Genomic DNA, 26,278 nt, shown 5'->3' on the forward strand with positions numbered 1-26,278 from the left:
AGCTTCTCTAAGCTATATTCTTGTTTTCTAAGTTCATAGATCTGAACTTTATCATCATAAGTTAATTTCATAATAAAAACACCCCAAAAGTTAGATTTTTTCTGTCTAACTTTTGGGGTGCAGTTCATTTTGAACACCTGATACTATGCGTTTTTGTGATCGCAAAGACTTTTTATCCAGTCTCATCTTATAGTATATTGAAATAGAAACTGAACAAATTGATTAAGGAATTTAAAGCAATTCTAGAAATATTTCAGAAGCGATATTGTACGATTCTAGATTCAAATTACCTTATCATTTTTTATAGATATGATTTTATTGAATTGTTTTAAAAAAGAAAAAGCTTATATAAGTTTCAGATAGTGATTTAAACTTTGTCTCAAAAAAACCTGAGGTCATTGTTGCTAGAAATGGTAATAAAAAGTTTATTGATTTTGAATTAGGATGAGTCAAAAGGAATTTTAAAGCATTTTTTGTTATAATTAATTGAAGAATTATTGATATAAAAGGAGAAAAAATATGACTTTCGAAGAAATCCTGCCTGGGTTAAAGGCTAAGAAAAAATTTGTACGAACTGGATGGGGAGGTGCTGAAAACTATGTCCAACTTTTTGACACTATCGAGCAAAATGGTGTGGCCCTAGAAGTGACGCCCTATTTCCTCATCAACGTGTCTGGTGAGGGAGAAGGTTTTTCCATGTGGAGCCCGACACCTTGTGATGTTTTAGCGACGGATTGGGTAGAAGTGCATGACTAAACGTGTACTCATTACAGGAGTGAGTTCAGGGATCGGTCTGGCTCAAGCTCGACTCTTTTTAGAGAATGGCGATCAAGTTTATGGTGTGGATCAAGGAGAAAATCCACCCTTAAAGGGTGATTTCCACTTTTTACAGAGAGATTTGACCTTGGACTTAGAGCCTATTTTTGCCTGGTGTCCACAGGTGGATATTTTGTGCAATACTGCTGGAGTTTTGGATGATTATAAACCACTTTTGGAACAGACAGCGCAGGAAATTCAAGAAATTTTTGAAATTAACTACGTGACTCCAGTAGAGTTGACTCGATTTTATTTGACACAAATGTTGGAAAATAAAAAGGGAATCATCATCAATATGTGCTCCATCGCTTCTAGCCTAGCAGGTGGCGGTGGACACGCCTATACTTCTTCGAAGCACGCCTTGGCAGGCTTTACCAAGCAGTTGGCTCTAGACTATGCAGAAGCTGGGATTCAGGTATTTGGGCTTGCTCCAGGAGCAGTCAAGACAGCTATGACCGCTGCAGATTTTGAGCCAGGTGGATTGGCTGACTGGGTGGCTAGTGAAACACCAATCAAGCGCTGGATTGAACCAGAGGAAGTGGCAGAAGTCAGTCTCTTTTTGGCCGGTGGAAAGGCATCTGCCATGCAGGGACAAATTTTGACAATAGATGGTGGCTGGTCTTTGAAGTAGGAGGATCTGATGGAAATCAAAAGACACTTTGGAGTCTACGCTGTTTGCTTTGAAAATGGGAAGTTACTCTGCATTGAAAAAACGAGAGGCCCTTATCAACATCGGTATGATCTAACTGGAGGCAGTCAGCAACTTGGTGAAGGACTGACGGAAACGCTGACTAGAGAAGTTATGGAAGAGACGGGATTTACTGTTAGAAGCTACTCTAATCCTCGAATCTACGATGTTTTCGTCAGCGAAGAGTTAAAAAATTTTATGGTTCACCATATCATGGCCTTGTATGATGTTGAAATGAATGAGAGTGCACCTCAAGTTACGATTTCGGAAGCTGTAGCTGATGGTGCGAATGATTCACTCGGATATATTTGGATGGATATTCAAGAGATCACAGAAGAAAATGCATCGCCATTAGTCTTGAAGGTTAAGTCTGAATTATTAGGATTTCCAGAACTGGACAAGACTTTTTACATGAATTGGAAGGTGAATGATGAGAAATCAACTTGCCCTTAGTGGCGAAAAACTGGATGAAAAAGTTTACCCTCAACTATTGCACCACGTCGGTATGATTCGTGGAGAATATTTGTTGAGAGAGCTCAATCAAAACATCCTGTTACCAAGTTGTCAGCAATTTGTAAAAGATTATCTAGCCACTATTTGCTCATTGTACTCGGATGAAGATGTCTGGTATCGTTTTTCAGAATTAACGAATACAGAAGCCAATTGTTTAGAGGGGACTAAAGAGTACTTTGATGAAAATCATCCCTTGTTTGGTTATAGAGGAACTAGACGTTTACTAGCGTGTTTGGATGAATTTCATGCGGAGGTACATGTCGTTACAGAAGTTTATCAAACCAATTCCAATCTGTCTCTTATCTTTCCTTTTGTCAATGATGCTGAACAGTTAAAACAAGCTATTAGAGTATTGCGCCAGCATGGTTTTACTGGGAAAGTCGGCACGATGATTGAATTACCGTCAGCGTATTTTGACTTGGACAGAATAATGGAAACGGGCATTTCAAAGATTGTAGTTGGAATGAATGATTTGACTTCTTTTATTTTTGCGACTGTGAGAAATAGTCAATGGCATGATATGGAAAATCCAATAATGTTAGATATGCTGAGACAGATGCAGGATAAAGCAAGGATTAAAAATATTGACTTTGCTGTAGCAGGCTATCTGAATACTTCTTTCATACAAAAAATGAATCAGTTGGGTATCAAGTGCATTCTCCATTACAGCTCTATTCCGGAGATTTTTGATTTAGAAATTGACCATCCAGGCCATCTCAAACACATAAAAGAAGAAAGTAAAAAATTACAAAGGAGCAACCTATGACACCGCAAGAAATGTGGAATAAATACAAGCAAATCAATCCTTCTATCGGAGATGAAATCGATGCTTGGGCTTTTGGAGTGGAACCAGACCTTTTAGCGGATTTGGTGTTTAAAGGCGAAAAGACAGCAACAGCGTCAGCCTATGACCTCTACGCAGTAGAGGACGAATCCCTTCCGCAAGAAGGGACCTTCGATGTCATTTTAGATAGTCAAAATCAGGCCATCTGTATTGTCGAAATTACAAAGGTTTCTGTTGAACCCTTCAATCGAGTGTCAACTGACCATGCCTATAAGGAAGGTGAGGGAGACAAATCCCTCGCCTATTGGCGTCAGGTTCATGAGGATTGTTTCACCGAGTGGATGAGGGAGGCAGGACTGACTTTTACACCTGAAAGCAAGGTTGTTTTAGAAGAATTTCGCAAGGTTTACCCACTGTAGACTTCTAGAAGGAAGAAAGTTTTGGAAATCACTGTCCAATCCTTTTTTCTCAGGCAAAACATGATATAATAAGTTTGTTTGAAGAAGAGCTCTAGCTCTTAAACTTAGATAGGAGAAAACTATGCAAGCAGTTGAACATTTTATTAAGCAATTTGTTCCTGAACATTATAATTTATTTTTAGACTTGAGTCGTGAGACCAAGACGTTTTCAGGGAAGGTGATCATCACTGGTCAAGCACAGAGTGACCGCATTTCCCTTCATCAAAAAGACTTGGAAATCGCTTCTGTAGAAGTTGCAGGGGAAGCTCGCCCATTTACAGTTGACCATGACAATGAAGCCCTTCATATTGAACTTGCGGAAGCAGGTCAAGTTGAAGTGGTTATCGCTTTCTCAGGAAAAATTACAGACAACATGACAGGGATTTACCCTTCTTATTACACAGTTGATGGAGTCAAGAAGGAAGTCTTGTCTACTCAGTTCGAGAGTCATTTTGCGCGCGAAGCCTTCCCATGTATGGATGAGCCTGAAGCCAAGGCAACTTTTGACCTTTCTCTACGTTTTGACCAAGCGGAAGGTGAATTGGCCTTGTCTAATATGCCAGAAATCGAAGTTGAAAACCGTAAGGAAACAGGTATCTGGAAGTTTGAGACAACACCTCGCATGTCTTCTTACTTGTTAGCCTTTGTTGCGGGTGATTTGCAAGGTGTGACGGCTAAAACTAAAAACGGTACTCTCGTAGGTGTTTATTCAACCAAAGCTCATCCACTATCAAACCTTGATTTCTCACTGGATATCGCTGTTCGCTCTATCGAGTTTTACGAAGATTACTATGGAGTTAAGTACCCAATCCCTCAATCTCTCCACATCGCCCTTCCTGACTTCTCAGCTGGAGCTATGGAAAACTGGGGTCTTGTGACCTACCGTGAAGTGTACTTGGTTGTGGATGAGAACTCTACCTTTGCCAGCCGTCAACAAGTTGCCCTTGTTGTGGCCCATGAATTGGCTCACCAATGGTTTGGGAACCTCGTAACTATGAAATGGTGGGATGACCTTTGGCTCAATGAAAGCTTTGCTAACATGATGGAATACGTCTGTGTGGATGCTATTGAACCAAGCTGGAATATCTTTGAAGATTTCCAAACAGGTGGTGTTCCGTCTGCCTTGAAACGTGATGCGACTGATGGCGTTCAATCTGTTCACGTGGAAGTTAAACACCCAGATGAAATCAATACGCTCTTTGACGGAGCTATCGTCTATGCCAAAGGAAGTCGCCTCATGCACATGCTTCGTCGTTGGCTAGGTGATACCGATTTTGCCAAAGGTTTGCATGCCTACTTTGAAAAACATCAATACAGCAATACAATTGGTCGTGACCTTTGGGATGCTCTTGGTCAAGCGTCTGGACGTGATGTCGCAGCCTTCATGGATTCTTGGTTGGAACAACCTGGTTATCCAGTTCTCACTGTCAAAGTTGAAAATGATGTCTTGAAGATTTCACAAAAACAATTCTTCATTGGTGAGCACGAAGATAAGAACCGTCTCTGGGTTGTACCACTAAACAGCAACTGGAAAGGCTTGCCTGATACACTTGAAACTGAAAGCATCGAAATCCCTGGCTACGCAGCCCTTCTTGCTGAAAATGAAGGAGCTCTTCGTTTCAATACTGAAAATACAGCCCACTACATTACCGACTATCAAGGAGACTTGTTGGATGCAGTTCTTGCTGAGCTAGAGACACTTGATAACACAAGCAAACTGCAAATCGTTCAAGAACGTCGTCTGCTTGCTGAAGCAGGGCACATTTCTTATGCTGACTTGCTCCCAGTCCTTGATAAACTTGCTAAGGAAGAATCTTACCTTGTCGTTTCAGCCATTTCTCAAGTGATTTCTGCCCTCGAGCGCTTTATCGATGAAGGAACAGAAGCTGAAAGAGCCTTCAAAGCCTTGGTTGCGAAATTGGCTCGTCATAACTATGACCGTCTTGGTTTTGAAGCTAAAGATGGAGAATCAGATGAGGATGAATTGGTTCGTCAGTTGACCATTTCGATGATGATTCGCTCAAATGATGCAGAAGCTAGTCAAGTCGCTAGCCAAATCTTCGCGGCTCACAAGGAGAATCTTGCAGGACTTCCAGCAGCTATTCGTTCACAAGTTCTGATCAATGAAATGAAACATCATGAGACCAAAGACTTGTTAGCACTTTATCTTGATACTTATACGCACGCAACAGATGCTGTCTTTAAACGCCAGTTGGCAGCGGCTCTTGCCCACAGTACAGATGCGGACAATATCCAAACCTTGATTGCTTCTTGGAAGGACAAATTTGTGGTCAAACCACAAGACTTGTCAGCTTGGTATTTCCAGTTTTTAGGTCATCAAGCAACTCAGGAAACAGCTTGGTCTTGGGCTCGTGAAAACTGGGCTTGGATTAAGGCAGCTCTGGGAGGAGATATGAGCTTTGATAGCTTTGTTATCCTTCCTGCGCACGTATTTAAGACTCAGCAACGCTTGGCAGAGTACAAGGAATTCTTTGAACCGCAACTTTCTGACCTTGCTCTTAGCCGTAACATCGGTATGGGAATCAAGGAAATTGCAGCGCGTGTTGACTTGATTAACCGTGAAAAAGCTGCAGTGGAAGCAGTCGTTCTTCAATATGGGAAAGCTTAAACATTCGTAAAATAATAAAAACTCAACTTTCTCTCTTAAAGTAAGAGGGAGTTGAGTTTTTTTTAAGGCAAATTTGGTATAATGGTTTTAATAAGGAGGAGTTTCTCATGATAAAAATCTTATTGGTTGAGGATGACCTAGGCCTGTCAAATTCAGTATTTGACTTTTTAGACGATTTTGCAGATGTCATGCAGGTATTTGATGGGGAAGAAGGTCTCTACGAAGCTGAAAGTGGCGTCTATGACTTGATTTTGCTCGATTTAATGTTACCTGAAAAAAATGGCTTCCAAGTCTTGAAAGAATTGCGTGAAAAGGGAATTACGACACCAGTTCTGATTATGACTGCTAAGGAGAGCTTGGATGACAAGGGGCATGGATTTGAACTAGGAGCGGATGATTATCTGACTAAACCTTTCTACCTAGAAGAACTCAAAATGCGTATTCAAGCCCTTCTCAAACGTTCAGGTAAGTTTAATGAAAATACCTTGACTTATGGAAATATTGTAGTTAATTTGTCAACCAATACCGTTAAGGTTGAAGATACTCCTGTCGAATTGCTTGGAAAAGAGTTCGATTTACTGGTTTATTTCCTTCAAAATCAAAATGTTATTTTGCCTAAGACTCAGATTTTTGATCGTCTATGGGGATTTGATAGTGACACAACGATTTCAGTTGTCGAAGTCTATGTTTCAAAAGTCCGTAAGAAATTAAAAGGAACCACTTTTGCAGAGAATTTGCAAACCTTGCGTAGTGTTGGGTATATTTTAAAAGATGTTCAGTAAACTAAAAAAAACATGGTATGCGGATGACTTTAGTTATTTTATTCGCAACTTCGGTGTCTTCACTCTGATTTTCTCCACCATGACTCTGATTATTTTGCAGGTCATGCACTCGAGTCTCTATACTTCGGTGGATGATAAGCTTCATGGCTTGAGCAACAATCCTCAGGCAGTTATTCAGTTGGCGGTAAATAGGGCGACGGAAGAGATTAAAGATTTGGAGAATGCTGCTACAGATACTAGCAAGACTGATGTAAAACCCAATGTCAGTTCCAATACAGAAGTCATTCTTTTTGATAAGAATTTTACCCAGCTCCTTTCTGGAAATCGATTTTTGGGATTGGATAAGATTAAGTTAGAGAAAAAAGAACTAGGCCATATCTATCAGATTCAGGTTTTTAATAGCTATGGACAGGAAGAAATCTATCGCATGATTTTGATGGAAACGAATATCAGTTCGGTTTCAACCAATATCAAGTATGCTGCTGTCTTGATTAATACCAGTCAGTTGGAGCAGGCCAGTCAAAAGCATGAGCAATTGATTGTCGTTGTGATGGCTAGTTTCTGGATTTTGTCTTTACTTGCCAGTCTCTATCTAGCTAGGGTCAGTGTTCGGCCCCTGCTTGAGAGCATGCAGAAGCAACAGTCCTTTGTGGAAAATGCCAGTCATGAGTTACGAACCCCACTTGCAGTTTTGCAAAATCGCTTAGAGACCCTTTTCCGTAAGCCTGAAGCTACCATTATGGATGTGAGCGAAAGTATTGCATCGAGTTTGGAAGAAGTCCGAAATATGCGGTTTTTGACGACGAACTTGTTGAATTTAGCTCGAAGAGATGATGGGATTAAGCCTGAACTTGGAGAAGTTCCAACTAGCTTTTTTAATACAACTTTCACAAACTATGAGATGATTGCTTCGGAAAATGATCGTGTCTTCCGTTTTGAAAATCGTATCCATCGAACGATTGTCACAGATCAGCTTCTATTGAAGCAGTTGATGACTATCTTATTTGATAATGCTGTCAAGTATACTGAAGAGGATGGTGAAATTGATTTTGTGATTTCAGCGACTGACCGTAATCTGTATTTACTTGTTTCTGATAATGGAGTCGGTATTTCAGCAGAAGATAAGAAGAAAATTTTTGATCGTTTTTATCGAGTGGACAAGGCTAGAACTCGTCAAAAAGGAGGTTTTGGTTTAGGATTATCACTGGCCAAGCAGATTGTAGATGCCTTAAAAGGAACCATTACTGTTAAAGATAATAAACCAAAAGGAACAATCTTTGAAGTGAAGATTGCCATTCAGACACCATCTAAAAAGAAAAAATAAAAATATCGCTCCGGCTGGGGCGATATTTTGGATTTATCTTTTTAGTTTTCGTTTGATGATAGAGCGTTGGATTTTTAGAACAAGTAAGCTGGATCCGATTGCTGCGACAAAGGCAAGAGCAGTTGATAGTTTTAACGCCAAGAAGATAAAACTAAAGATAGCAATACAGATACAAAAAACAGCGATATTAACAAAAAATAGGATTTCTTGAAAACTGGTATCAGATTGTGATTCGGGCGCATAATCCTGATAGCGAGGAAGTTGCTGGTTTAATTCTTCTTGATAGTCTACCTCATATGATTTTAATTTTTTTACGGACATGGTTCTCTCCTTAACAGTACATACCTATTTTATCATTTTTTTAGCAGAGAATTATTACAGAAAGGTTACAAAAAGAATAAAGTGCTTTTTCAAAATCAATTTTCTTGACACCATACTGTGAAAATGATAGGATGGATAAACACCTAATGCTTATTAATATTTACAATTAATTATATTTTTAAGTAAATAATTCATTTTTAGAAAAAATATTTACTTATTTTCTTGATTTTATTTAATTTGATTAGTGAGATTTGTTTGGAATACAGGGACAGATTTTCTGTCTCCTATTTTTATAGTAGCGGGGTATCTCATTGATACCTCTTGGAAAAGTTAAAGGAGACAAGCATGTATCTTGCTATCAAGGAAATATTACAGAACAAACTTCGATATAGTTTGATTTTAACCACTATTTTTCTTATTTCTTTTATGGTCTTTTTTATGACCAGTCTAGCTCTTGGTCTTGTGCGAAACAACCGGGCTGCTATTGACAATTGGCAAGCGACGAGTGTGGTTTTATCTGACTACGCAAATGATAATTTGACAGCATCTTTTATTCCTGAAAAGGATTATAAGGAAAAGAGATCTGAGGAGGCCGCTCCACTGGGTTATATGTTCGCTGTGACCAATCTAGTCGATGATAGTGAAAAGGTCAATGTTTCCATCTTTGCTCAAGAGTGGGACGATTTTATCTCTCCTAGTTTGACGGAGGGACGGTATCCTGAAAGCGATGATGAGGTTGTCGTAGATCAGTCCTTTGAAAACTATGGAATTAAGCTAGGTGATGCCATTCAACTCAATGGAAGCGAGGAAAGTTACAAGATTGTAGGTCTGACTCAAGGAAATAAATTTTTCACCGAGCCTGTTGTCTTTACAAGTTTGACAACTTATTGGATTTTACAAGGGACCTTGAAAGCTAATCGTGCTATCTCTGCCTTGGTATTAAAAAATGACATAGAAGTGACTGGCGATGGACTGAAACAGATTTCTATCCCAAAAATGATTTCGAAAATTCCTGGTTACACACCTCAAGTTAATGTATTTTCAGGAATGATTATCGCTATGATTGTTATAACAGGCTTGATTGTTGGTATTTTTGTTTATATCATTACCATACAAAAGCTAGGACTTTATGGAATTATGCGGGCTCAGGGAATACAGATTAAAACCATTGTATGGTCTCTGTTCTGTCAGATCTTGCTTCTATCTGGTATGGGGACTACTTTATCCTTGCTTGCTATCGGAGGAGTGATTTTGCTCTTACCAGCTACCTTCTTTTTCTACCCAAGTTGGATGGCCTACTCGATTCTAAGCTCGGTTATTTGCTTGATGGCTCTTCTTGGTGGTGTCATTTCCCTCCCACGCTTGCTAAAGGTGGACCCGATTACTGCGATTGCAGAATGATAAGGAGAATAGTATGACAGCATTGATAGAAATGAATCAAGTGACAAAAACGTACGGGGAAGGAAAGATGAAAGTCGTAGCTCTGCATGAGACGAATTTTCAGCTAAATGCGGGAGAGTTCGTGGCTATCGTTGGGCCCTCAGGTTCTGGAAAGACGACTTTTCTAACGACTCTAGGACAACTTCAGGAAGCATCGAGTGGAAAGATTTTAGTCAAGGGGAAGGAAACAGGCAGTCTGACGGAGAAGGAGAAAACGAACCTCCGTTTTAGAGAGTTTGGCTTCATTCTTCAGACTTCAAACTTAATTCCTTTTCTAACGGTCAAGGAACAGCTGGATTTGATTGACAGACTGGATAAGGGAAAAAATAGTAAAAGTGATCGAAAAGAGCTGTTTGACTTGTTGGATTTGGAAAAAGTACAAAATCAGTATCCCAAGGCTTTATCAGGTGGTGAACGTCAACGTGCGGCGATTGCTAGGGCGCTTTACAACAATCCTAGCATCGTACTGGCAGATGAGCCTACAGCTAGTCTTGATACAGAGCGGGCTTACCAAGTAACGGATATGTTGGCTTCAATTGCCCATGAGCAAGGAAGAGGTGTTGTCATGATTACACATGATACACGCCTTCTTGATAAGGTTGACCGAGTTTATGTAATGAGTGATGGAAACTTGGTTGAAGAAAAATGTAAACAAATATAAAATATAGTGAATTGACGGATATTTTTCTAAAACGTTAGACCTGAAAAATGCACCGGTTCTACGTAGCAAATTGATAAGCTATATAGATTTTGATGAGGTTGAGCCAAAACTCAATTTTAAGAAAAATAAAGTAAATCTCCCCACAAAAAATGTATAGTCTCAAGTTTTTTCAAGACTTGACTATGCGTTTTTTAATTTTAAAGACTTTTTCCCAGCCTCCTTATTTTTAACTTCAAAACGGTGTTTTGATCTGACTTCATCAGTTTTATTGCCAACATTAAAACTCTACTTTGAGCAATCTGCATCTAGTTTTCTAGCTTGTTCTTTGATTTTTGTTGAGTATATGGACTGCAAATTGCGCTAAAAAATGATATAATGGTGAAGTTATATAGTCCCGATAAGATGGTAGGCATTTATCACTAAGAAATACCTATCAGTACTTTGTAACTCTATAACACTATTTTTAAGGGGGGACATTTTTATGTCAGAACGTAAATTATTCACGTCTGAATCTGTATCTGAGGGGCATCCGGATAAGATCGCAGACCAAATTTCAGATGCTATCTTGGATGCTATTTTAGCAAAGGATCCAGAGGCACACGTTGCTGCTGAGACAGCGGTTTATACTGGCTCAGTTCATGTATTTGGTGAAATTTCAACTACAGCTTATGTAGATATTAATCGTGTGGTTCGTGATACCATTGCAGAGATTGGTTATACCAATACAGAATATGGATTTTCTGCTGAAACGGTGGGAGTACACCCATCTTTGGTGGAGCAATCACCAGATATTGCTCAAGGTGTTAACGAAGCCTTGGAGGTTCGTGGGAATGCAGATCAAGATCCACTTGATTTGATTGGAGCTGGAGACCAAGGTCTCATGTTTGGTTTTGCGGTAGATGAAACAGAAGAACTCATGCCACTTCCAATCTCACTCAGTCACAAGTTGGTTCGTCGTTTATCAGAGCTTCGTAAGTCTGGTGAAATCAGCTATCTTCGTCCAGATGCTAAATCTCAAGTTACAGTTGAATATGATGAAAATGACCAGCCAGTGCGCGTGGATACAGTCGTTATTTCTACTCAGCATGATCCAGAAGTTAGCAATGAACAAATCCATCAAGATGTGATTGACAAGGTCATCAAAGAAGTTATTCCATCTTCTTATCTTGATGATAAGACAAAATTCTTTATCAATCCGACAGGTCGTTTTGTAATCGGTGGTCCTCAAGGAGACTCAGGTTTGACTGGTCGTAAGATTATTGTAGATACGTATGGTGGTTACTCACGTCACGGTGGTGGTGCCTTTTCTGGTAAGGATGCGACTAAGGTGGACCGTTCAGCTTCTTATGCAGCTCGCTACATTGCTAAAAACATTGTTGCAGCAGGTCTTGCTAAGAAGGCAGAAGTGCAATTGGCATACGCTATCGGTGTTGCGCAACCTGTATCTGTTCGTATTGATACTTTTGGTACAGGAACAGTAGCTGAAAGCAAACTTGAAAAAGCGGCTCGTCAAATCTTTGACCTTCGTCCTGCAGGAATTATCCAAATGCTTGACCTTAAACGTCCAATCTACCGTCAAACAGCGGCTTACGGACACATGGGACGTACAGATATTGATCTTCCATGGGAACGCTTGGACAAGGTAGAAGCCTTGAAAGAAGCAGTCAAATAAAATCTTAAGAGGGGATTGCCCCTCTTTTAATATACTATTTCCTTCAAAATCATTGAAATTATAGCTTGAATTTGATATGATAGTCCTATGGATAAAAGTAGAGCAAAGCGTGTTGAGCGCGATAAAAAGAGAATTGGTTTACTAACCCTAGTAGCCATATTTGCAGTTAGTATTTGTGTCCTAGGTTCAATAATTGGATACAAAATATACACAAAACAAAGTTTTGAACAAAAGATTGAATCTCTCAAAAAAGAGAAAGATGATCAATTGAGTGAGGGGAATCAGAAGGATCATTTTCGTAAGGGGCAAGCCGAAGTGATTGCCTATTATCCTCTTCAAGGGGAGCAAGTGATTTCGTCTGTAAAAGACATCATGACACAGGATATTAAGGAAAATCTGGAAGATAAAGAAAATCTAGTTTTTTATTATACGGAGAAACAAGATTCGCCTTTAAAAGGGATTGTCAACCGAAGTGTGATGAAACAAGTCTATGATTTAACTTCGTCAAAAGTTGAAGAGACTGAAAAAACTAATCTGGCAAAAGTCCATTTGACAGAAGATGGCAAACCTTTTACACTTGATCAATTATTTTCAGATGCTAGTAAAGCCAAAGAGCAGCTGATAAAAGAAACGGCTTCTTTCTTACAGGACAAGAAATTGGAGCAAGAGAAGGTCGATCAGCTTGTTAAAAGCTTCTCTGACCAAGACTTGTCTGCATGGAATTTTGATTACAAGGATAGTCAGATTGTCCTTTATCCAAGTCAGACAGTTGAAAATCTGGATGAGATTGCCTTGCCAGTATCTAGTTTCTTTGAAGTTATTCAGTCTTCTTATTTATTAGATAAGGATGCAGAACTTTATAAGGCTTATTATGAAAAGAAAAATCGTAAAGTAGTGGCCTTGACTTTTGATGATGGACCAAATCCTGCAACGACAACTCAAGCATTAGATACACTTTCTAAGTATGGTATTAAGGCAACTTTCTTCGTTTTAGGTAAGAATGTTTCTGGCAATGAAGAGATTTTGAAACGCATGAAAGCAGATGGCCATGTTATTGGAAACCATAGTTGGAGTCATCCCGTTCTTTCAAAACTTTCTCTTGATGAGGCTAAAAAACAAATTACTGATACGGAGGATGCGCTAACTAAGGTGCTGGGCTCTAGTTCTAAACTTATGCGTCCGCCTTATGGAGCCATTACAGATGACATTCGCAATAGCCTCGATTTGAGTTTTATTATGTGGGATGTGGATAGTCTGGACTGGAAGAGTAAAAATGAAGCAGCTATTTTGACAGAAATTCAGCGTGAAGTCAAGAATGGTTCTATTATTCTCATGCATGATATCCATGCTGAGACAGTAAATGCTCTACCAAAGGTTATTGACTATTTGAAAGGGCAAGGTTATGACTTTGTAACTGTACCAGATTTGTTAAATTCTCGTCTTAAACCTCACCAACTCTATTTCGACCGTGACCAATAATACATAAAATCTAAAGAGATAAGTTTTCTATGAGAACTTGTTTCTTTGGATTTGCTTTACATAGAGAGGAAAAATAATGAAATCTTATACTTTAAATAATGGCGTTCTAATTCCTGTTCTAGGATTTGGAACCTGGAAGGCTGAAAATGGAGAGATTGCCTATCAAGCTGTCCTAGAGGCTTTAAAGGCAGGCTATCGCCATATCGATACGGCAGCGATTTATAAAAATGAAGAAAGCGTTGGTCGTGCCATTCAAGATAGTGGCGTTCCGCGTGAGGAAATTTTTGTAACCAGCAAACTCTGGAATAGAAATCACAACTATGAGCAAGCTCGTCAGGCTTTTGAAGAGTCTTTAGAGAAGCTGGGCTTGGAATATTTGGATTTGTATTTGATTCATTGGCCAAATCCAAAACCACTCAGAGAAAATAACCACTGGAAAATCCGAAATTCAGAAGTTTGGAGAGCGATGGAGGATCTTTACCTAGAAGGCAAAATCCGTGCTATCGGTGTTAGTAATTTCCTTCCCCATCATCTGGATGCCTTGCTTGAAACAGCAAAAATTCTTCCAGCGGTCAATCAAGTTCGTTTGGCTCCAGGTGTGTATCAAGAGGAAGTCGTAGATTACTGTCGAGAAAAAGGAATTTTATTGGAAGCTTGGGGACCTTTTGGTCAGGGAGAATTGTTTGATAGTAAGGAAGTCCAAGAAATCGCAGCAAATCATGGAAAATCGGTTGCTCAGATAGCCTTGGCCTGGAGTTTAGCAGAAGGATTTTTACCACTTCCAAAATCTGTCACAGCTTCTCGTATTCAGGCTAATCTTGATTGCTTTGGAATTGAACTGAGTCATGAGGAGCGTGAAACCTTAAAAGCGATTGCTGTTCAGTCTGGTGCTCCACGAGTTGATGATATGGATTTTTAGAAAATCATAAAAAGAATTGTACATTATTCTAATTTTTGATATAATAGTCAGCAGGAAAGAAAGTCTTATGGCGTTCTTCAAGCGAGCTTGGGATAGTGGGAGCCAAGTAGGGCAAAATAAAGAACTGGCGCTTTCTGTAGTATTTTCAAAAACAATGAAGTAATAAATTAGGGTGGAACCGCGTTTCTGACGCCCCTAGTCGCAAGGCTTGGGTGTTGAAATGCGGTTCTTTTGCTTATTCAGTCTATTGTGTGAAAGAAAGGAGAGACGTGGAAAACCTTTATCTTGTAAAAGACGATAGTCAACTAGCTGCATTTCGTGAGTTTGTAGTAAGAAATACTGAAAAGTTGAAAGATTATCAATCTTTTTTAAAGAATGAACTTGCAGTCTGTGATTTACCGCAAGCCGTTATTTGGTCAAGTTTTAATGCTGCTACACAGATTATTAGGGAAAGTGCTGTTCCAGCCTATACAAATAATAGACGAATGGTTATGACGCCTGATTTAGCTGTTTGGAAAGAGTTGTATTTGTATCAGTTGATGGACTACGAGTGTTCTCAGCAAACTCAAGCAATAGAAAGTCACTATCATTCTTTATCTGAAAATTTCCTCTTACAGATTGTAGGACATGAGTTAGCTCATTGGTCGGAGTATTTTTTAGATGATTTTGATGGTTACGACTCTTATATATGGTTCGAAGAGGGGATGGTTGAATATATTAGTCGCAAGTATTTCTTGACAGAAGAGGAATTTCAAGCGGAAAAAATTTGTAATCAATCTCTTGTAGAACTTTTTCAGAAGAAGTATGGTTGGCATTCATTGAATGATTTTGGTTCTTCGACTTATGATAAGAACTATGCAAGTATTTTTTACGAATACTGGCGTAGTTTTTTGACAATAGATAAGTTGGTAGAAAATCTAGGTAGTGTACAAGCGGTCTTCGATTCTTATCATTTATGGGCAAATACAGATAAAACTCTACCCTTGTTAAATTGGTTTGTTCAGCAGAAATTAATTGAAAAAGAAATATAAAAACTAAAGGAGTAAACAATGTCTAATAAATTAACATTTCAAGAAATTATTTTGACTTTGCAACAATTTTGGAATGATCAAGGTTGTATGCTTATGCAGGCTTATGACAATGAAAAAGGTGCGGGAACCATGAGTCCATACACTTTTCTTCGTGCTATCGGACCTGAGCCGTGGAATGCAGCGTATGTAGAGCCATCACGTCGTCCTGCTGACGGTCGTTACGGGGAAAACCCTAACCGTCTATACCAACACCACCAATTCCAAGTGGTTATGAAGCCTTCTCCATCAAATATCCAAGAACTTTATCTTGAGTCTTTAGAAAAATTGGGAATCAATCCTTTGGAACACGATATTCGTTTTGTTGAGGACAACTGGGAAAACCCATCAACTGGTTCAGCTGGTCTTGGTTGGGAAGTTTGGCTTGACGGTATGGAAATCACTCAGTTCACTTATTTCCAACAAGTTGGTGGATTGGCAACTGGCCCTGTGACTGCGGAAGTTACCTATGGTTTGGAGCGTTTGGCTTCTTACATTCAAGAAGTAGACTCTGTCTATGATATCGAGTGGGCTGATGGTGTAAAATACGGAGAAATCTTTATCCAGCCTGAGTATGAGCACTCAAAATATTCGTTTGAAATTTCGGACCAAGAAATGTTGTTGGAAAACTTTGATAAGTTTGAAAAAGAAGCTGGTCGTGCCTTGGAAGAAGGTTTGGTTCACCCTGCCTATGACTATGTTCTAAAATGTTCACACACCTTTAACCTGCTTGATGCGCGTGGTGCGGTATCTGTAACAGAGCGTGCAGGCTATATCGCTCGTATCCGTAACTTGGCTCGTGTCGTAGCCAAAACCTTTGTCGCAGAACGCAAACGACTAGGCTACCCACTTTTGGATGAAGAAACACGAGCTAAACTCTTAGCAGAAGACGCAGAATAGTGAGTAATACTGTGCTCTAAAATCGTTAGTGGCAAGTCGAAGACTTGCTAGAGGGATATGCACCGCCGTACTTTTATGTGGGAATTTTTGAAACCTTATACTCTTCGAAAATCAAATTCAAACCACGTCAGCTTAACCTTGCCGTACTCAAGTACAGCCTACGGCTAGCTTCCTAGTTTGCTCTTTGATTTTCATTGAGTATTAGGTTCAAAAATCAGTCAGCTAAATCCACTTTGATGAGACTGTTGGAAATCTTGATCAATTTAGCATTAGATTTCCATACAGACTCACAAAGTTAGTTAGCGACGTCCCCAGTACCTAAGGTGCATATCAAAAAAGATTGAAGAAAATGTAAAGGAAAAAACATGACAAAAAACTTATTAGTAGAACTCGGTCTTGAAGAATTACCAGCCTATGTTGTCACACCAAGTGAAAAACAACTAGGCGAAAAAATGGCAGCCTTCCTCAAGGAAAACCGCCTGTCTTTTGAAGCTATTCAAACATTCTCAACACCACGTCGTTTGGCTGTTCGAGTTACTGGTTTAGCAGACAAACAGTCTGATTTGACAGAAGATTTTAAGGGGCCAGCAAAGAAAATTGCCTTGGATAGTGCTGGAAACTTCACAAAAGCAGCTCAAGGATTTGTCCGTGGAAAAGGCTTGACTGTTGAAGATATCGAATTCCGTGAAATCAAGGGTGAAGAATATGTCTATGTCACTAAGGAAGAAATTGGTCAACCAGTTGAATCTATCATTCCTGGTGTTGTGGATGTCTTGAAGTCACTGACTTTCCCAGTCAGCATGCACTGGGCTGGAAATAGCTTTGAATACATTCGTCCTGTTCACACTTTAACCGTTCTTTTGGACGAGCAAGAATTTGATTTGGATTTCCTCGATATCAAGGGTGATCGTGTGAGCCGTGGTCATCGTTTCTTGGGACAAGAAACTAAGATTCAGTCAGCATTGAGCTATGAAGAAGATCTTCGTGCACAGTTTGTAATCGCAGATCCACGTGAACGTGAGCAAATGATTGTTGACCAAATCAAAGCAATCGAAGCTGAGCATGGTGTACATATCGAAATTGATGCGGACTTGCTTAATGAAGTCTTGAACTTGGTTGAATACCCAACTGCCTTTATGGGAAGTTTTGATGCCAAATACCTTGAAGTTCCGGAAGAAGTCTTGGTGACTTCGATGAAGGAACACCAACGGTACTTTGTTGTCCGTGATCAAGATGGTAAACTCTTGCCAAACTTCATTTCTGTTCGTAATGGAAACGCAGAGCATTTGGAAAATGTCATCAAAGGAAATGAAAAAGTCTTGGTAGCTCGCTTGGAAGACGGTGAATTCTTCTGGCGTGAAGATCAAAAATTAGTGATTTCAGACCTTGTTGAAAAATTAAACAATGTGACTTTCCACGAAAAGATTGGTTCCCTTCGTGAACACATGATTCGTACGGGTCAGATTGCTATTCTTTTGGCAGAAAAAGCTGGTTTGTCAGCGGATGAAACGATTGACCTAGCTCGTGCAGCAGCCATTTACAAGTTTGACTTGTTGACTGGGATGGTTGGTGAATTTGACGAGCTCCAAGGAATTATGGGTGAAAAATATGCCCTTCTTGCTGGTGAAACTCCAGCGGTGGCAACTGCTATTCGTGAACACTACATGCCTACATCAGCCGAAGGAGAACTTCCAGAGAGTAAGGTCGGTGCAGTGCTTGCCATTGCAGATAAATTGGATACGATTTTGAGTTTCTTCTCAGTAGGTTTGATTCCATCAGGTTCTAATGACCCTTATGCCCTTCGTCGTGCAACTCAAGGTGTAGTTCGTATCTTGGATGCCTTTGGTTGGCATATTGCTATGGATGAGCTGATTGATAGCCTTTATGCATTGAAATTTGACAGCTTGACTTATGAAAATAAGGCAGAGGTTATGGATTTTATCAAGGCTCGTGTTGATAAGATGATGGGTTCTACTCCAAAAGATATTAAGGAAGCCGTTCTTGCAGGATCAAACTTTGTTGTGGCAGATATGTTGGAAGCAGCAAGTGCTCTCGTAGAAGCAAGCAAGGGAGCAGACTTTAAACCATCTGTTGAATCACTTTCTCGTGCCTTTAATTTGGCTGAGAAGGCAGAAGGAGTTGCTACAGTTGATCCAGCTCTCTTTGAAAATGAAGAAGAGAAAGCCTTGGCAGAAGCAGTAGAATCACTCGTTTTGTCAGGTGCTGTAAGTCAGCAATTAGAACAACTCTTTGCGCTTAGCCCAATTATTGATGCTTTCTTTGAAAATACCATGGTAATGGCAGAAGATCAGGCTGTTCGTCAAAATCGATTGGCTATCTTGTCTCATTTAACTCAAAAAGCAGCTAAACTTGCACGTTTTAACCAAATTAACACTAAATAAAATTTGATAAACGGACTTTATCTTATCACAAAGGAGAAGAAATGGATCAGAAAAAAATTGATCGTATCAATGAGCTTGCTAAAAAGAAAAAAGCAGAAGGTTTGACACCAGAAGAAAAAGTGGAACAAGCTAAACTACGTGAGGAGTACATCGAAGGTTATCGTCGCTCTGTTCGTCACCATATTGAGGGAATCAAAATTGTGGACGAAGAAGGAAACGATGTTACACCAGAAAAACTACGCCAAGTCCAACGTGAAAAAGGTTTACACGGTCGTAGTCTCGATGACCCAAATTCATAATAAATATTCTTTCTTTTAATAAAGATAGATGAAATAATAACCAAAAGACTAGCAGTGTTTGTCTGCTAGTCTTTTTATCACTAAAAAAGGAACCATAACGGTTCCTAAAAGTATTAGTTACTTGCTCCAGATGTAGCGTCTGCACCACCACCGTGGCCTCCAGCATCACCTGCATCAGAAGCTCCAGATGTAGCATCTGCATCGCCGTGACCATGTCCACCAGCAGAAGCTGCAGCATTTCCACCAACTAGACGTTGACCAGTTGTTTCTAAGTACCAATCAAGCCATGGTTGGAAATTAAAGATAATTTCATTAATTCCAGCATATGAGCCATCTGGATAGTACATTGCTTTATAGTTATGAGTATTAATTACACCTTCTGGTTGTCCCGGAACAATTGTACGGACATACTCTTGATCACCATTACGTAATACGCCTACAACCCACTCAACGTTTTTCATTCTTGCAGGTGGTAGAGAAGCATGTACTGTTCCTAGTCGGCTACCTGCTTGAACTCGCACACGTTTACCATACATAGTGTTTGGATCTTGGTGGGCGTTATTGTAGTACAAGAATTGGTTATTATCATCCGCATATGTCAACTCAAATGGCATTGCTTTCAAGAACATATCAATTTGGTTAACTGTCAAGATACCGTGGTCTAATTTAACGTAAGTATCTCCAGAAACAGCTCCAACAAGCTCAGCTGCTTTTTCTACCCATTCAGGATCATCAGGGTCAACTCCTTGAATGGTAGTTGCGATTGGATTTGTACAATATAAATCTTCTGGTGCGATTGGTTTTGGTTTTTTCAATTTTGAAACGACTCCCACATATTTTACAAAGTTGTCTAAACATGTTTCAAGGAAATTAATAGTTCCTTCATTTGTGATATTCCCATTAACATCAAAGGCTTCTTTAGCTTTACCGAGAAGGAATTCATTTCCTGGAAGAGTATAGGCATTGACACCTGGAGCGTCAAGAATCTTACGAAGGTGAACTTGGGCACGAGAAGTACCTTGGTCGTAGTAAGAAGCACCTACAATCATGACTGGCTTGTTTTCAAATGGATGAACTTCGTATGAAAGCCATTCTAGAACAGATTTAAGAGAAGCTGAGATTGTGTGGTTGTGCTCAGGAGTCGCAATAATGACACCATCAGCACGAGTAATTTTGTTATATAAATAACGTAATTGGAAACTTTCATCCCATTTTTCGTCTTGGTTAAACATTGGAACTTCGTCAATTTCAAGAACCTCTAATTCAAATTTGAGTTTGAAGTGACGACGGATGAATTCCAAGAGTTTACGGTTATATGATTGATCGTAGTTTGATCCTACAAGTCCAACAAATTTCATTCTTTTTGGTCTCCTATCTTACAAATTTTCCCAGTCAAAGTCTTCTGCATCTTTACGAAGTAGTGCTTGTGCATTACGCAATTTTTCTGTGATTTTTACAAAGATACGGTAGTCGTCAAAAGTAGCATCCAGTTTTTTGATAACATCAAGATCTACTAGGTCTCCACTTGGGTTGAAGGCTTGAAGAGAATGTGAAAGCAAGAATTCATCTGGAAGGACACTAGCTTTAATTTCTGGAGCATTCAAGATTTGGCGAAGTTGTAATTGGGCACGTGATGAACCAAGTGTACCGTAAGAAGCACCCGTAATCATGATTGGTTTGTTCAAAAGTGGGTAAATACCGTATGACAACCAAGCAAGAGCGCTCATTAAAACAGCTGGAATAGAGTGGTCATACTCAGGAGTACCGATAATAACGCCATCTGCCTCTTCAATTTTAGCAGCAATTTCTAAAATTTCAACAGGTACTTGCTTGTCAGCTGGTTTATTGAAGACAGGAATGTCTTTAATTTCAACAAGTTCAATTTCAGCTTTTTCAGCAAAGTGTTTTTGCATGTATTGAAGCAATTGACGGTTTGTAGAACGTTTTGAATTTGTTCCAACAATAGCAATAAGTTTTAACATGAGATTTCCTTTCTCTTTTTACATAATACGATTTTAAAACTCCATTGAAACATCTGTTTCTATAGAGTAGGAATTCCTGAAGAACAGCTTAGGTGACCTTCCTTATCGATTAGGATGGCTTCGATGCCCTCCAAACTTTCGACTTGCCAGAGGATAGCAGCAGGTCTTTCTCCAAATAGACGAGTTGTCCAGATTTCACCATCAACTGATTTATCAGAGATGATTGTTAGACTAGCTAGTTCCGTTTCAACAGGATATCCTGTTTGACTGTCAAAAATATGATGGTAATCTTTTCCGTCGACTGTCAGGTGACGTTCATAAATGCCTGAAGTCACGACAGATTGATTGACAACAGGGATGGTCATTAAGTGATTTCCCCTAGGATTGGCTGGGTCTTGAATCCCAATTTGCCAAGGCTGATCCCCTCTTGCCTGATTTTTTCCAATGGTCAGGATATTCCCTCCCAGATTAATCAAGGCAGATGTCACTCCTTCTTCTCTCAGAAATTGGGCAACTTTATCCGCACTATAACCCTTGGCTAAACAACCAAGATCGATCTTCATTCCTTTTTGTTTTAAAAACACAGTGGAAGTGGAAGAATCTAACTCGATATAATGAGGATTGATTAAAGGGAGCACCGATTCAATTTCTTGGGGTTGGGCCACTTTGGCATCTGAAAAACCGATACGCCAGGTTTGAATTAAGGGACCAATACTGATGTTGAGATGGCTAGAGGGCGCTAGGCTATGCTCTAATCCAAGTGCAAGCAGTTCAAACAGGTCTGGATGAACTTTGACTGGAGCTATTCCAGCTTGATAATTGATCTCCATCAACTCAGATTCTTGGCTATTGGCATTGAAGCGGTATTCTAGCTCTTTGAGTAAATCAAAGGATTTTTGAAGCAAGATATCGGCTCGCTCATCTACTAATGAAATAGTGATAGTAGTCCCCATTAGCCGTTCGGAATGTGAACTAAGAGGCAAGCTACCAACTCCTTTCTCTTATGTGAAAAGAAGGTTGAAATATTGTAAATTTATATTAAATTTAACCCCTTACAATTTCTTTCCATGATATTAGCATACCATAAAGTCAGCGTTTTCACAAATAAAATTTGTAAAGTTGTCAAGAAATATGCTCAGAAAATAAAGAATAATTGTAAGAAAGAATGATAAAATACAAATTATTTACATTTTTTTACAAAAAAATCGGGAAAATTAGCAAAACTCTTGTAAACGCTAACAGTAAATGTTATACTAGAAGAGTAAATTTAAAATTGAAGGTAGGAATTTTTCTATGAGTAAAATCGTTGTAGTTGGTGCTAACCACGCTGGTACAGCATGTATTAATACTATGTTGGATAATTTTGGGAATGAGAACGAAATCGTTGTATTTGACCAAAACTCTAACATCTCTTTCCTAGGATGTGGAATGGCCCTTTGGATTGGGGAACAAATTGACGGTGCTGAAGGCTTGTTCTATTCTGATAAAGAAAAATTGGAAGCTAAAGGTGCTAAGGTTTACATGAACTCACCAGTTCTTTCAATCGACTATGATAACAAAGTAGTTACAGCAGAAGTTGAAGGAAAAGAGCACAAAGAATCATACGAGAAATTGATTTTCGCTACAGGTTCTACACCAATCTTGCCACCAATCGAAGGTGTTGAAATTGTTAAAGGAAACCGCGAATTTAAAGCAACTCTTGAAAACGTACAATTCGTTAAATTGTACCAAAACGCTGAAGAAGTTATCAATAAGCTTGCTGACAAGAGTAAACACCTTGATCGTATCGCTGTTGTTGGTGGTGGTTATATCGGTGTTGAACTTGCTGAAGCCTTTGAACGTCTTGGAAAAGAAGTTGTGCTTGTTGATATTGTAGATACTGTCTTGAACGGTTACTATGACAAAGACTTCACACAAATGATGGCCAAGAACTTGGAAGACCACAACATCCGTTTGGCTCTTGGTCAAACTGTTAAAGCAATCGAAGGTGACGGTAAAGTTGAACGCTTGATTACTGATAAAGAGACTTTCGATGTAGACATGGTTATCCTTGCAGTTGGTTTCCGTCCAAACACAGCCCTTGCTGATGGTAAGATTGAACTCTTCCGCAACGGTGCCTTCCTTGTAGACAAGAAACAAGAAACATCTATCCCAGGTGTATTTGCCGTTGGTGATTGTGCAACTGTCTATGACAATGCTCGTAAAGAAACTAGTTACATCGCTCTTGCTTCAAACGCTGTTCGTACTGGTATTGTTGGTGCTTACAACGCTTGTGGACATGAATTGGAAGGAATCGGTGTTCAAGGTTCAAACGGTATCTCAATCTATGGTCTTCACATGGTTTCAACTGGTTTGACACTTGAAAAAGCAAAAGCTGCTGGTTACAATGCAACTGAAACAGGCTTTAACGATCTACAAAAACCAGAATTCATGAAACATGATAACCATGAAGTAGCGATTAAGATTGTCTTTGACAAAGATAGTCGTGAAATTCTTGGTGCCCAAATGGTTTCACATGATATTGCAATTAGCATGGGAATCCACATGTTCTCACTTGCTATCCAAGAGCATGTGACAATTGATAAATTGGCATTGACAGACCTCTTCTTCTTGCCACACTTCAACAAACCTTACAACTACATCACAATGGCTGCACTTACAGCTGAAAAATAAAATTTGATGAACTATCTGGCCTTAAGTTAAGGTCAGATAGTTTTTTAGATGATTTGTCCCCACACAATTACGATTTTTTTATCTTGTGATTCATTCTGTTCTGACTTAAAATGAAATAGTAGCTACCAATACAAATAATGAGGATAAAGAAATGACTGAAAATCGTTATGAATTAAATAAAAACTTGGCGCAGATGCTTAAAGGCGGGGTTATCATGGACGTTCAAAATCCTGAACAGGCCCGTATTGCAGAGGCTGCTGGTGCGGCAGCTGTGATGGCCTTGGAGCGGATTCCAGCTGATATTCGTGCAGCTGGTGGTGTTTCTCGTATGAGTGATCCAAAGATGATCAAGGAAATCCAAGAAGCGGTTAGCATCCCAGTGATGGCCAAGGTCAGAATCGGGCATTTTGTTGAAGCTCAGATTTTAGAGGCTATTGAAATTGACTATATCGACGAGAGTGAAGTTCTATCTCCTGCTGATGACCGTTTCCATGTGGACAAGAAAGAATTCCAAGTTCCTTTTGTCTGTGGGGCTAAGGATTTGGGAGAAGCCTTGCGTCGTATCGCTGAAGGTGCTTCTATGATTCGTACAAAAGGAGAACCGGGTACAGGAGATATTGTCCAAGCTGTTCGCCATATGCGTATGATGAATCAGGAAATTCGCCGCATTCAAAATCTACGTGAAGATGAACTCTATGTTGCAGCAAAAGAACTCCAAGTACCTGTAGAATTAGTTCAATACGTGCACGAACATGGAAAACTACCAGTCGTGAACTTCGCAGCAGGTGGTGTAGCAACACCTGCAGATGCTGCTCTCATGATGCAATTAGGGGCAGAGGGGGTCTTTGTCGGTTCAGGTATTTTTAAGTCAGGAGATCCTGTTAAACGAGCCAGTGCCATTGTTAAGGCGGTAACCAATTTCCGAAATCCTCAAATACTAGCCCAAATCTCTGAAGATTTAGGAGAAGCCATGGTTGGTATTAATGAAAATGAAATCCAAATTCTCATGGCAGAGCGAGGAAAATAGATGAAAGTCGGAATATTGGCCTTGCAAGGTGCCTTTGCAGAACATGCAAAAGTGCTAGATAAACTAGGTGTCGAGAGTGTTGAAATCAGAAATCTAGATGATTTTCAGAAATATCAGAGTGATTTGTCGGGATTGATATTACCTGGTGGGGAATCTACAACCATGGGCAAGCTTTTACGTGAGCAGGACATGCTGATTCCCATTCGAGAAACCATTCTTTCTGGATTACCAGTATTTGGAACCTGTGCGGGTTTAATTTTGCTGGCTAAGGAAATTACTTCTCAGGAAGAGAGTCATCTAGGAACTATGGATATGGTGGTCGAGCGCAATGCCTATGGGCGCCAACTAGGGAGTTTCTACACGGAAGCAGAATGTAAGGGAGTTGGTCAGATTCCAATGACCTTTATCCGTGGTCCAATTATCAGCAGTGTTGGAGAGGGTGTAGAAATTCTAGCAAGAGTTGAAGATCAAATCGTTGCAGCCCAAGAAAAAAATATGCTGGTAACCTCTTTTCATCCAGAATTGACTGATGATGTGCGCTTGCACCAGTACTTTATCAATATGTGTAAAGAAAAGATAGTGGAATAAAAAGTGATAAATCAAGTTTTGATTCGCTCTTTCCAAAGAATTATTTTTTAAGTTATCTGGCATCATTCTGTGAATTTATATTTCTTTACGATAAATTAGAAAAGAATGATTGTTTTGACTTAGGGCATAAAGCTTATATGCTGAATATAGTGTTCAAGTATCTTTTATTGGGAGCACTTTAGAGGATGGAGTTAAAATACTATTCTATACTCCTTAATACTCTTCGACAATCTCTTCAAACCACGTCAGCTTTATCCGCAACCTCAAAGCGGTGCTTTGAGCAACCTGCGGTTAGCTTCCTAGTTAGCTCTTTGATTTTCATTGAATATATAGTGGTTTGAAATAAGATGTGTGCAACTTGATTAGGGAAATCAAATTAATTTCTAGAAATGTTTTAGTATCCACGATGTACTATTCTAGTTTCAATTTACTATAAAAATGATGTATGGGATTGGTCAAAAAGAACACTTTGAAAATAGCAAAAAACGAGTATCTCTACAGATGGAGATACTCGTTCTATTATGTATAAAGCTATGAGTCTGTCGTCCTACGTAAGGTGCGCGTCGAAGGTTATACCTAAAAAACTCCAAACGCGATACAATAAAGGGGATTAAGCCAATTCTAAAGATTTTTTAAGAGGTAAGTGATGAGTTAAGATCAATGGTGTTTTAACAAGGTGAAAAGGGTCAGGCAAAAAGTCTTTAAAATCAGAAAACGCATAATATCAGTGTACTGACCCCAAAAAGTTAGACAATCAATTTATCCGAAGGATTTAGTTCTGTATTGCACAGGACTGAGTCCTTTTAGTTTTACCTTAATTCGTTTATTGTTGTAGTAATCAATATAGTCTACAA

25 protein-coding genes and 1 pseudogene are annotated in these 26,278 nt (G+C 39.4%); 20 read left to right on the forward strand and 6 right to left on the reverse strand.

Going from position 1 to position 26,278, the window contains the following annotated elements:
- A pseudogene (locus FJR73_RS09830) lies at positions 1-71 on the reverse strand (transposase); the annotation flags it as partial.
- 448 nt (positions 72-519) lie between these two features.
- Here FJR73_RS09830 and FJR73_RS09835 point away from each other — a divergent pair.
- The 8 genes from FJR73_RS09835 to ciaH all read left to right on the forward strand — a co-directional run bounded on the left by FJR73_RS09835 (position 520) and on the right by ciaH (position 7,994).
- On the forward strand, positions 520-756 hold the full coding sequence (locus FJR73_RS09835; protein WP_000141906.1) for a DUF2829 domain-containing protein: 237 nt from the start codon (positions 520-522) through the stop codon (positions 754-756).
- Positions 749-1,447 carry a 3-oxoacyl-ACP reductase gene (locus FJR73_RS09840; protein WP_140834682.1) on the forward strand — a complete coding sequence of 233 codons (699 nt, stop codon included), beginning with the start codon at positions 749-751 and terminating at the stop codon, positions 1,445-1,447. Before FJR73_RS09835 ends, FJR73_RS09840 begins: the two co-directional genes overlap by 8 nt.
- A gap of 9 nt (positions 1,448-1,456) precedes the next feature.
- A complete protein-coding gene (locus tag FJR73_RS09845; protein ID WP_140834684.1) occupies positions 1,457-1,957 on the forward strand; it encodes an NUDIX hydrolase in 501 nt (166 codons plus the stop codon).
- Positions 1,935-2,783 (forward strand): putative PEP-binding protein, encoded by an 849-nt coding sequence (locus FJR73_RS09850; protein WP_140834705.1) that lies wholly within the window; start codon positions 1,935-1,937, stop codon positions 2,781-2,783. The genes FJR73_RS09845 and FJR73_RS09850 overlap by 23 nt, the downstream gene beginning before the upstream one ends.
- Positions 2,780-3,220: an ASCH domain-containing protein gene (locus tag FJR73_RS09855; RefSeq protein WP_140834686.1), complete on the forward strand. Its 441-nt coding sequence runs from the start codon at positions 2,780-2,782 to the stop codon at positions 3,218-3,220. The genes FJR73_RS09850 and FJR73_RS09855 overlap by 4 nt, the downstream gene beginning before the upstream one ends.
- A 121-nt stretch (positions 3,221-3,341) precedes the next feature.
- A complete protein-coding gene (locus FJR73_RS09860) occupies positions 3,342-5,888 on the forward strand; it encodes a M1 family metallopeptidase (RefSeq protein WP_140834688.1) in 2,547 nt (848 codons plus the stop codon).
- Between the two features lie 107 nt (positions 5,889-5,995).
- Positions 5,996-6,670 (forward strand): two-component system response regulator CiaR, encoded by a 675-nt coding sequence (gene ciaR / locus FJR73_RS09865; RefSeq protein WP_000590639.1) that lies wholly within the window; start codon positions 5,996-5,998, stop codon positions 6,668-6,670.
- Positions 6,660-7,994, forward strand: a complete 1,335-nt coding sequence (ciaH, locus tag FJR73_RS09870) for a two-component system sensor histidine kinase CiaH (protein WP_049535212.1) — start codon at positions 6,660-6,662, stop codon at positions 7,992-7,994. The genes ciaR and ciaH overlap by 11 nt, the downstream gene beginning before the upstream one ends.
- A gap of 33 nt (positions 7,995-8,027) precedes the next feature.
- Here the strand turns inward: ciaH and FJR73_RS09875 are convergent, their stop codons facing one another.
- Positions 8,028-8,315: a DUF3270 domain-containing protein gene (locus tag FJR73_RS09875; RefSeq protein ID WP_140834690.1), complete on the reverse strand. Its 288-nt coding sequence runs from the start codon at positions 8,313-8,315 to the stop codon at positions 8,028-8,030.
- A gap of 345 nt (positions 8,316-8,660) precedes the next feature.
- Here FJR73_RS09875 and FJR73_RS09880 point away from each other — a divergent pair, with 345 nt between their 5' ends.
- The 9 genes from FJR73_RS09880 (at position 8,661) to FJR73_RS09920 (ending at position 19,154) form a co-directional block, all read left to right on the forward strand.
- Entirely contained in the window at positions 8,661-9,716 is a 1,056-nt protein-coding gene (locus tag FJR73_RS09880; protein ID WP_140834692.1) for an ABC transporter permease, read from the forward strand.
- Between the two features lie 13 nt (positions 9,717-9,729).
- Positions 9,730-10,416 (forward strand): ABC transporter ATP-binding protein, encoded by a 687-nt coding sequence (locus FJR73_RS09885; RefSeq protein ID WP_140834694.1) that lies wholly within the window; start codon positions 9,730-9,732, stop codon positions 10,414-10,416.
- 481 nt (positions 10,417-10,897) lie between these two features.
- A complete protein-coding gene (gene metK, locus FJR73_RS09890; RefSeq protein WP_000003949.1) occupies positions 10,898-12,088 on the forward strand; it encodes a methionine adenosyltransferase in 1,191 nt (396 codons plus the stop codon).
- An 87-nt stretch (positions 12,089-12,175) separates the two neighbouring features.
- Complete coding sequence (gene pgdA / locus FJR73_RS09895; protein ID WP_140834696.1) at positions 12,176-13,567, forward strand: peptidoglycan-N-acetylglucosamine deacetylase PgdA; 1,392 nt, start codon at positions 12,176-12,178, stop codon at positions 13,565-13,567.
- Positions 13,568-13,643: 76 nt separating this feature from the next.
- Positions 13,644-14,486 (forward strand): aldo/keto reductase, encoded by an 843-nt coding sequence (locus tag FJR73_RS09900; protein WP_140834699.1) that lies wholly within the window; start codon positions 13,644-13,646, stop codon positions 14,484-14,486.
- Between the two features lie 269 nt (positions 14,487-14,755).
- Entirely contained in the window at positions 14,756-15,517 is a 762-nt protein-coding gene (locus tag FJR73_RS09905; protein ID WP_125451014.1) for an elongation factor Tu, read from the forward strand.
- Positions 15,518-15,535: 18 nt separating this feature from the next.
- The gene (gene glyQ / locus FJR73_RS09910) at positions 15,536-16,453 is read left to right on the forward strand and encodes a glycine--tRNA ligase subunit alpha (RefSeq protein ID WP_101784896.1); all 918 of its coding nucleotides are present in this window, start codon (positions 15,536-15,538) and stop codon (positions 16,451-16,453) included.
- A 365-nt stretch (positions 16,454-16,818) separates the two neighbouring features.
- Positions 16,819-18,855, forward strand: coding sequence for a glycine--tRNA ligase subunit beta (glyS, locus tag FJR73_RS09915; RefSeq protein WP_140834701.1), 2,037 nt, complete (start codon positions 16,819-16,821; stop codon positions 18,853-18,855).
- A 41-nt stretch (positions 18,856-18,896) separates the two neighbouring features.
- A complete protein-coding gene (locus FJR73_RS09920; protein ID WP_000372163.1) occupies positions 18,897-19,154 on the forward strand; it encodes a DUF896 family protein in 258 nt (85 codons plus the stop codon).
- A gap of 113 nt (positions 19,155-19,267) precedes the next feature.
- Here FJR73_RS09920 and FJR73_RS09925 read toward each other — a convergent pair whose 3' ends face one another.
- Genes FJR73_RS09925 through FJR73_RS09935 form a run of 3 tightly spaced genes read right to left on the reverse strand, consistent with a single transcriptional unit; the run spans position 19,268 to position 22,119 of the window.
- Entirely contained in the window at positions 19,268-20,512 is a 1,245-nt protein-coding gene (locus tag FJR73_RS09925; protein WP_125421183.1) for an NAD(P)H-dependent oxidoreductase, read from the reverse strand.
- A gap of 18 nt (positions 20,513-20,530) precedes the next feature.
- Positions 20,531-21,136 (reverse strand): NADPH-dependent FMN reductase, encoded by a 606-nt coding sequence (locus tag FJR73_RS09930; RefSeq protein WP_125451011.1) that lies wholly within the window; start codon positions 21,134-21,136, stop codon positions 20,531-20,533.
- Positions 21,137-21,195: 59 nt separating this feature from the next.
- Positions 21,196-22,119 carry an FAD:protein FMN transferase gene (locus FJR73_RS09935; RefSeq protein ID WP_125451010.1) on the reverse strand — a complete coding sequence of 308 codons (924 nt, stop codon included), beginning with the start codon at positions 22,117-22,119 and terminating at the stop codon, positions 21,196-21,198.
- A gap of 310 nt (positions 22,120-22,429) precedes the next feature.
- On the opposite strand from FJR73_RS09935, the gene nox reads away from it, so the two are divergent.
- The 3 genes from nox to pdxT all read left to right on the forward strand — a co-directional run bounded on the left by nox (position 22,430) and on the right by pdxT (position 25,424).
- Positions 22,430-23,809 carry a H2O-forming NADH oxidase gene (gene nox, locus FJR73_RS09940; protein ID WP_061759045.1) on the forward strand — a complete coding sequence of 460 codons (1,380 nt, stop codon included), beginning with the start codon at positions 22,430-22,432 and terminating at the stop codon, positions 23,807-23,809.
- 151 nt (positions 23,810-23,960) lie between these two features.
- Positions 23,961-24,836, forward strand: coding sequence for a pyridoxal 5'-phosphate synthase lyase subunit PdxS (gene pdxS / locus FJR73_RS09945; protein ID WP_000138526.1), 876 nt, complete (start codon positions 23,961-23,963; stop codon positions 24,834-24,836).
- Entirely contained in the window at positions 24,837-25,424 is a 588-nt protein-coding gene (gene pdxT, locus FJR73_RS09950; protein ID WP_140834703.1) for a pyridoxal 5'-phosphate synthase glutaminase subunit PdxT, read from the forward strand.
- A 759-nt stretch (positions 25,425-26,183) separates the two neighbouring features.
- On the opposite strand, the gene FJR73_RS09960 is transcribed toward pdxT, so the two are convergent.
- Positions 26,184-26,278 (reverse strand): IS3 family transposase (locus FJR73_RS09960; protein ID WP_140834408.1); only part of this gene is annotated, 95 nt, incomplete at its 5' end.

The organism is Streptococcus sp. D2, assembly GCF_006385825.1.
In the GTDB taxonomy this organism is placed as follows: Bacteria; Bacillota; Bacilli; order Lactobacillales; family Streptococcaceae; genus Streptococcus; species Streptococcus shenyangsis.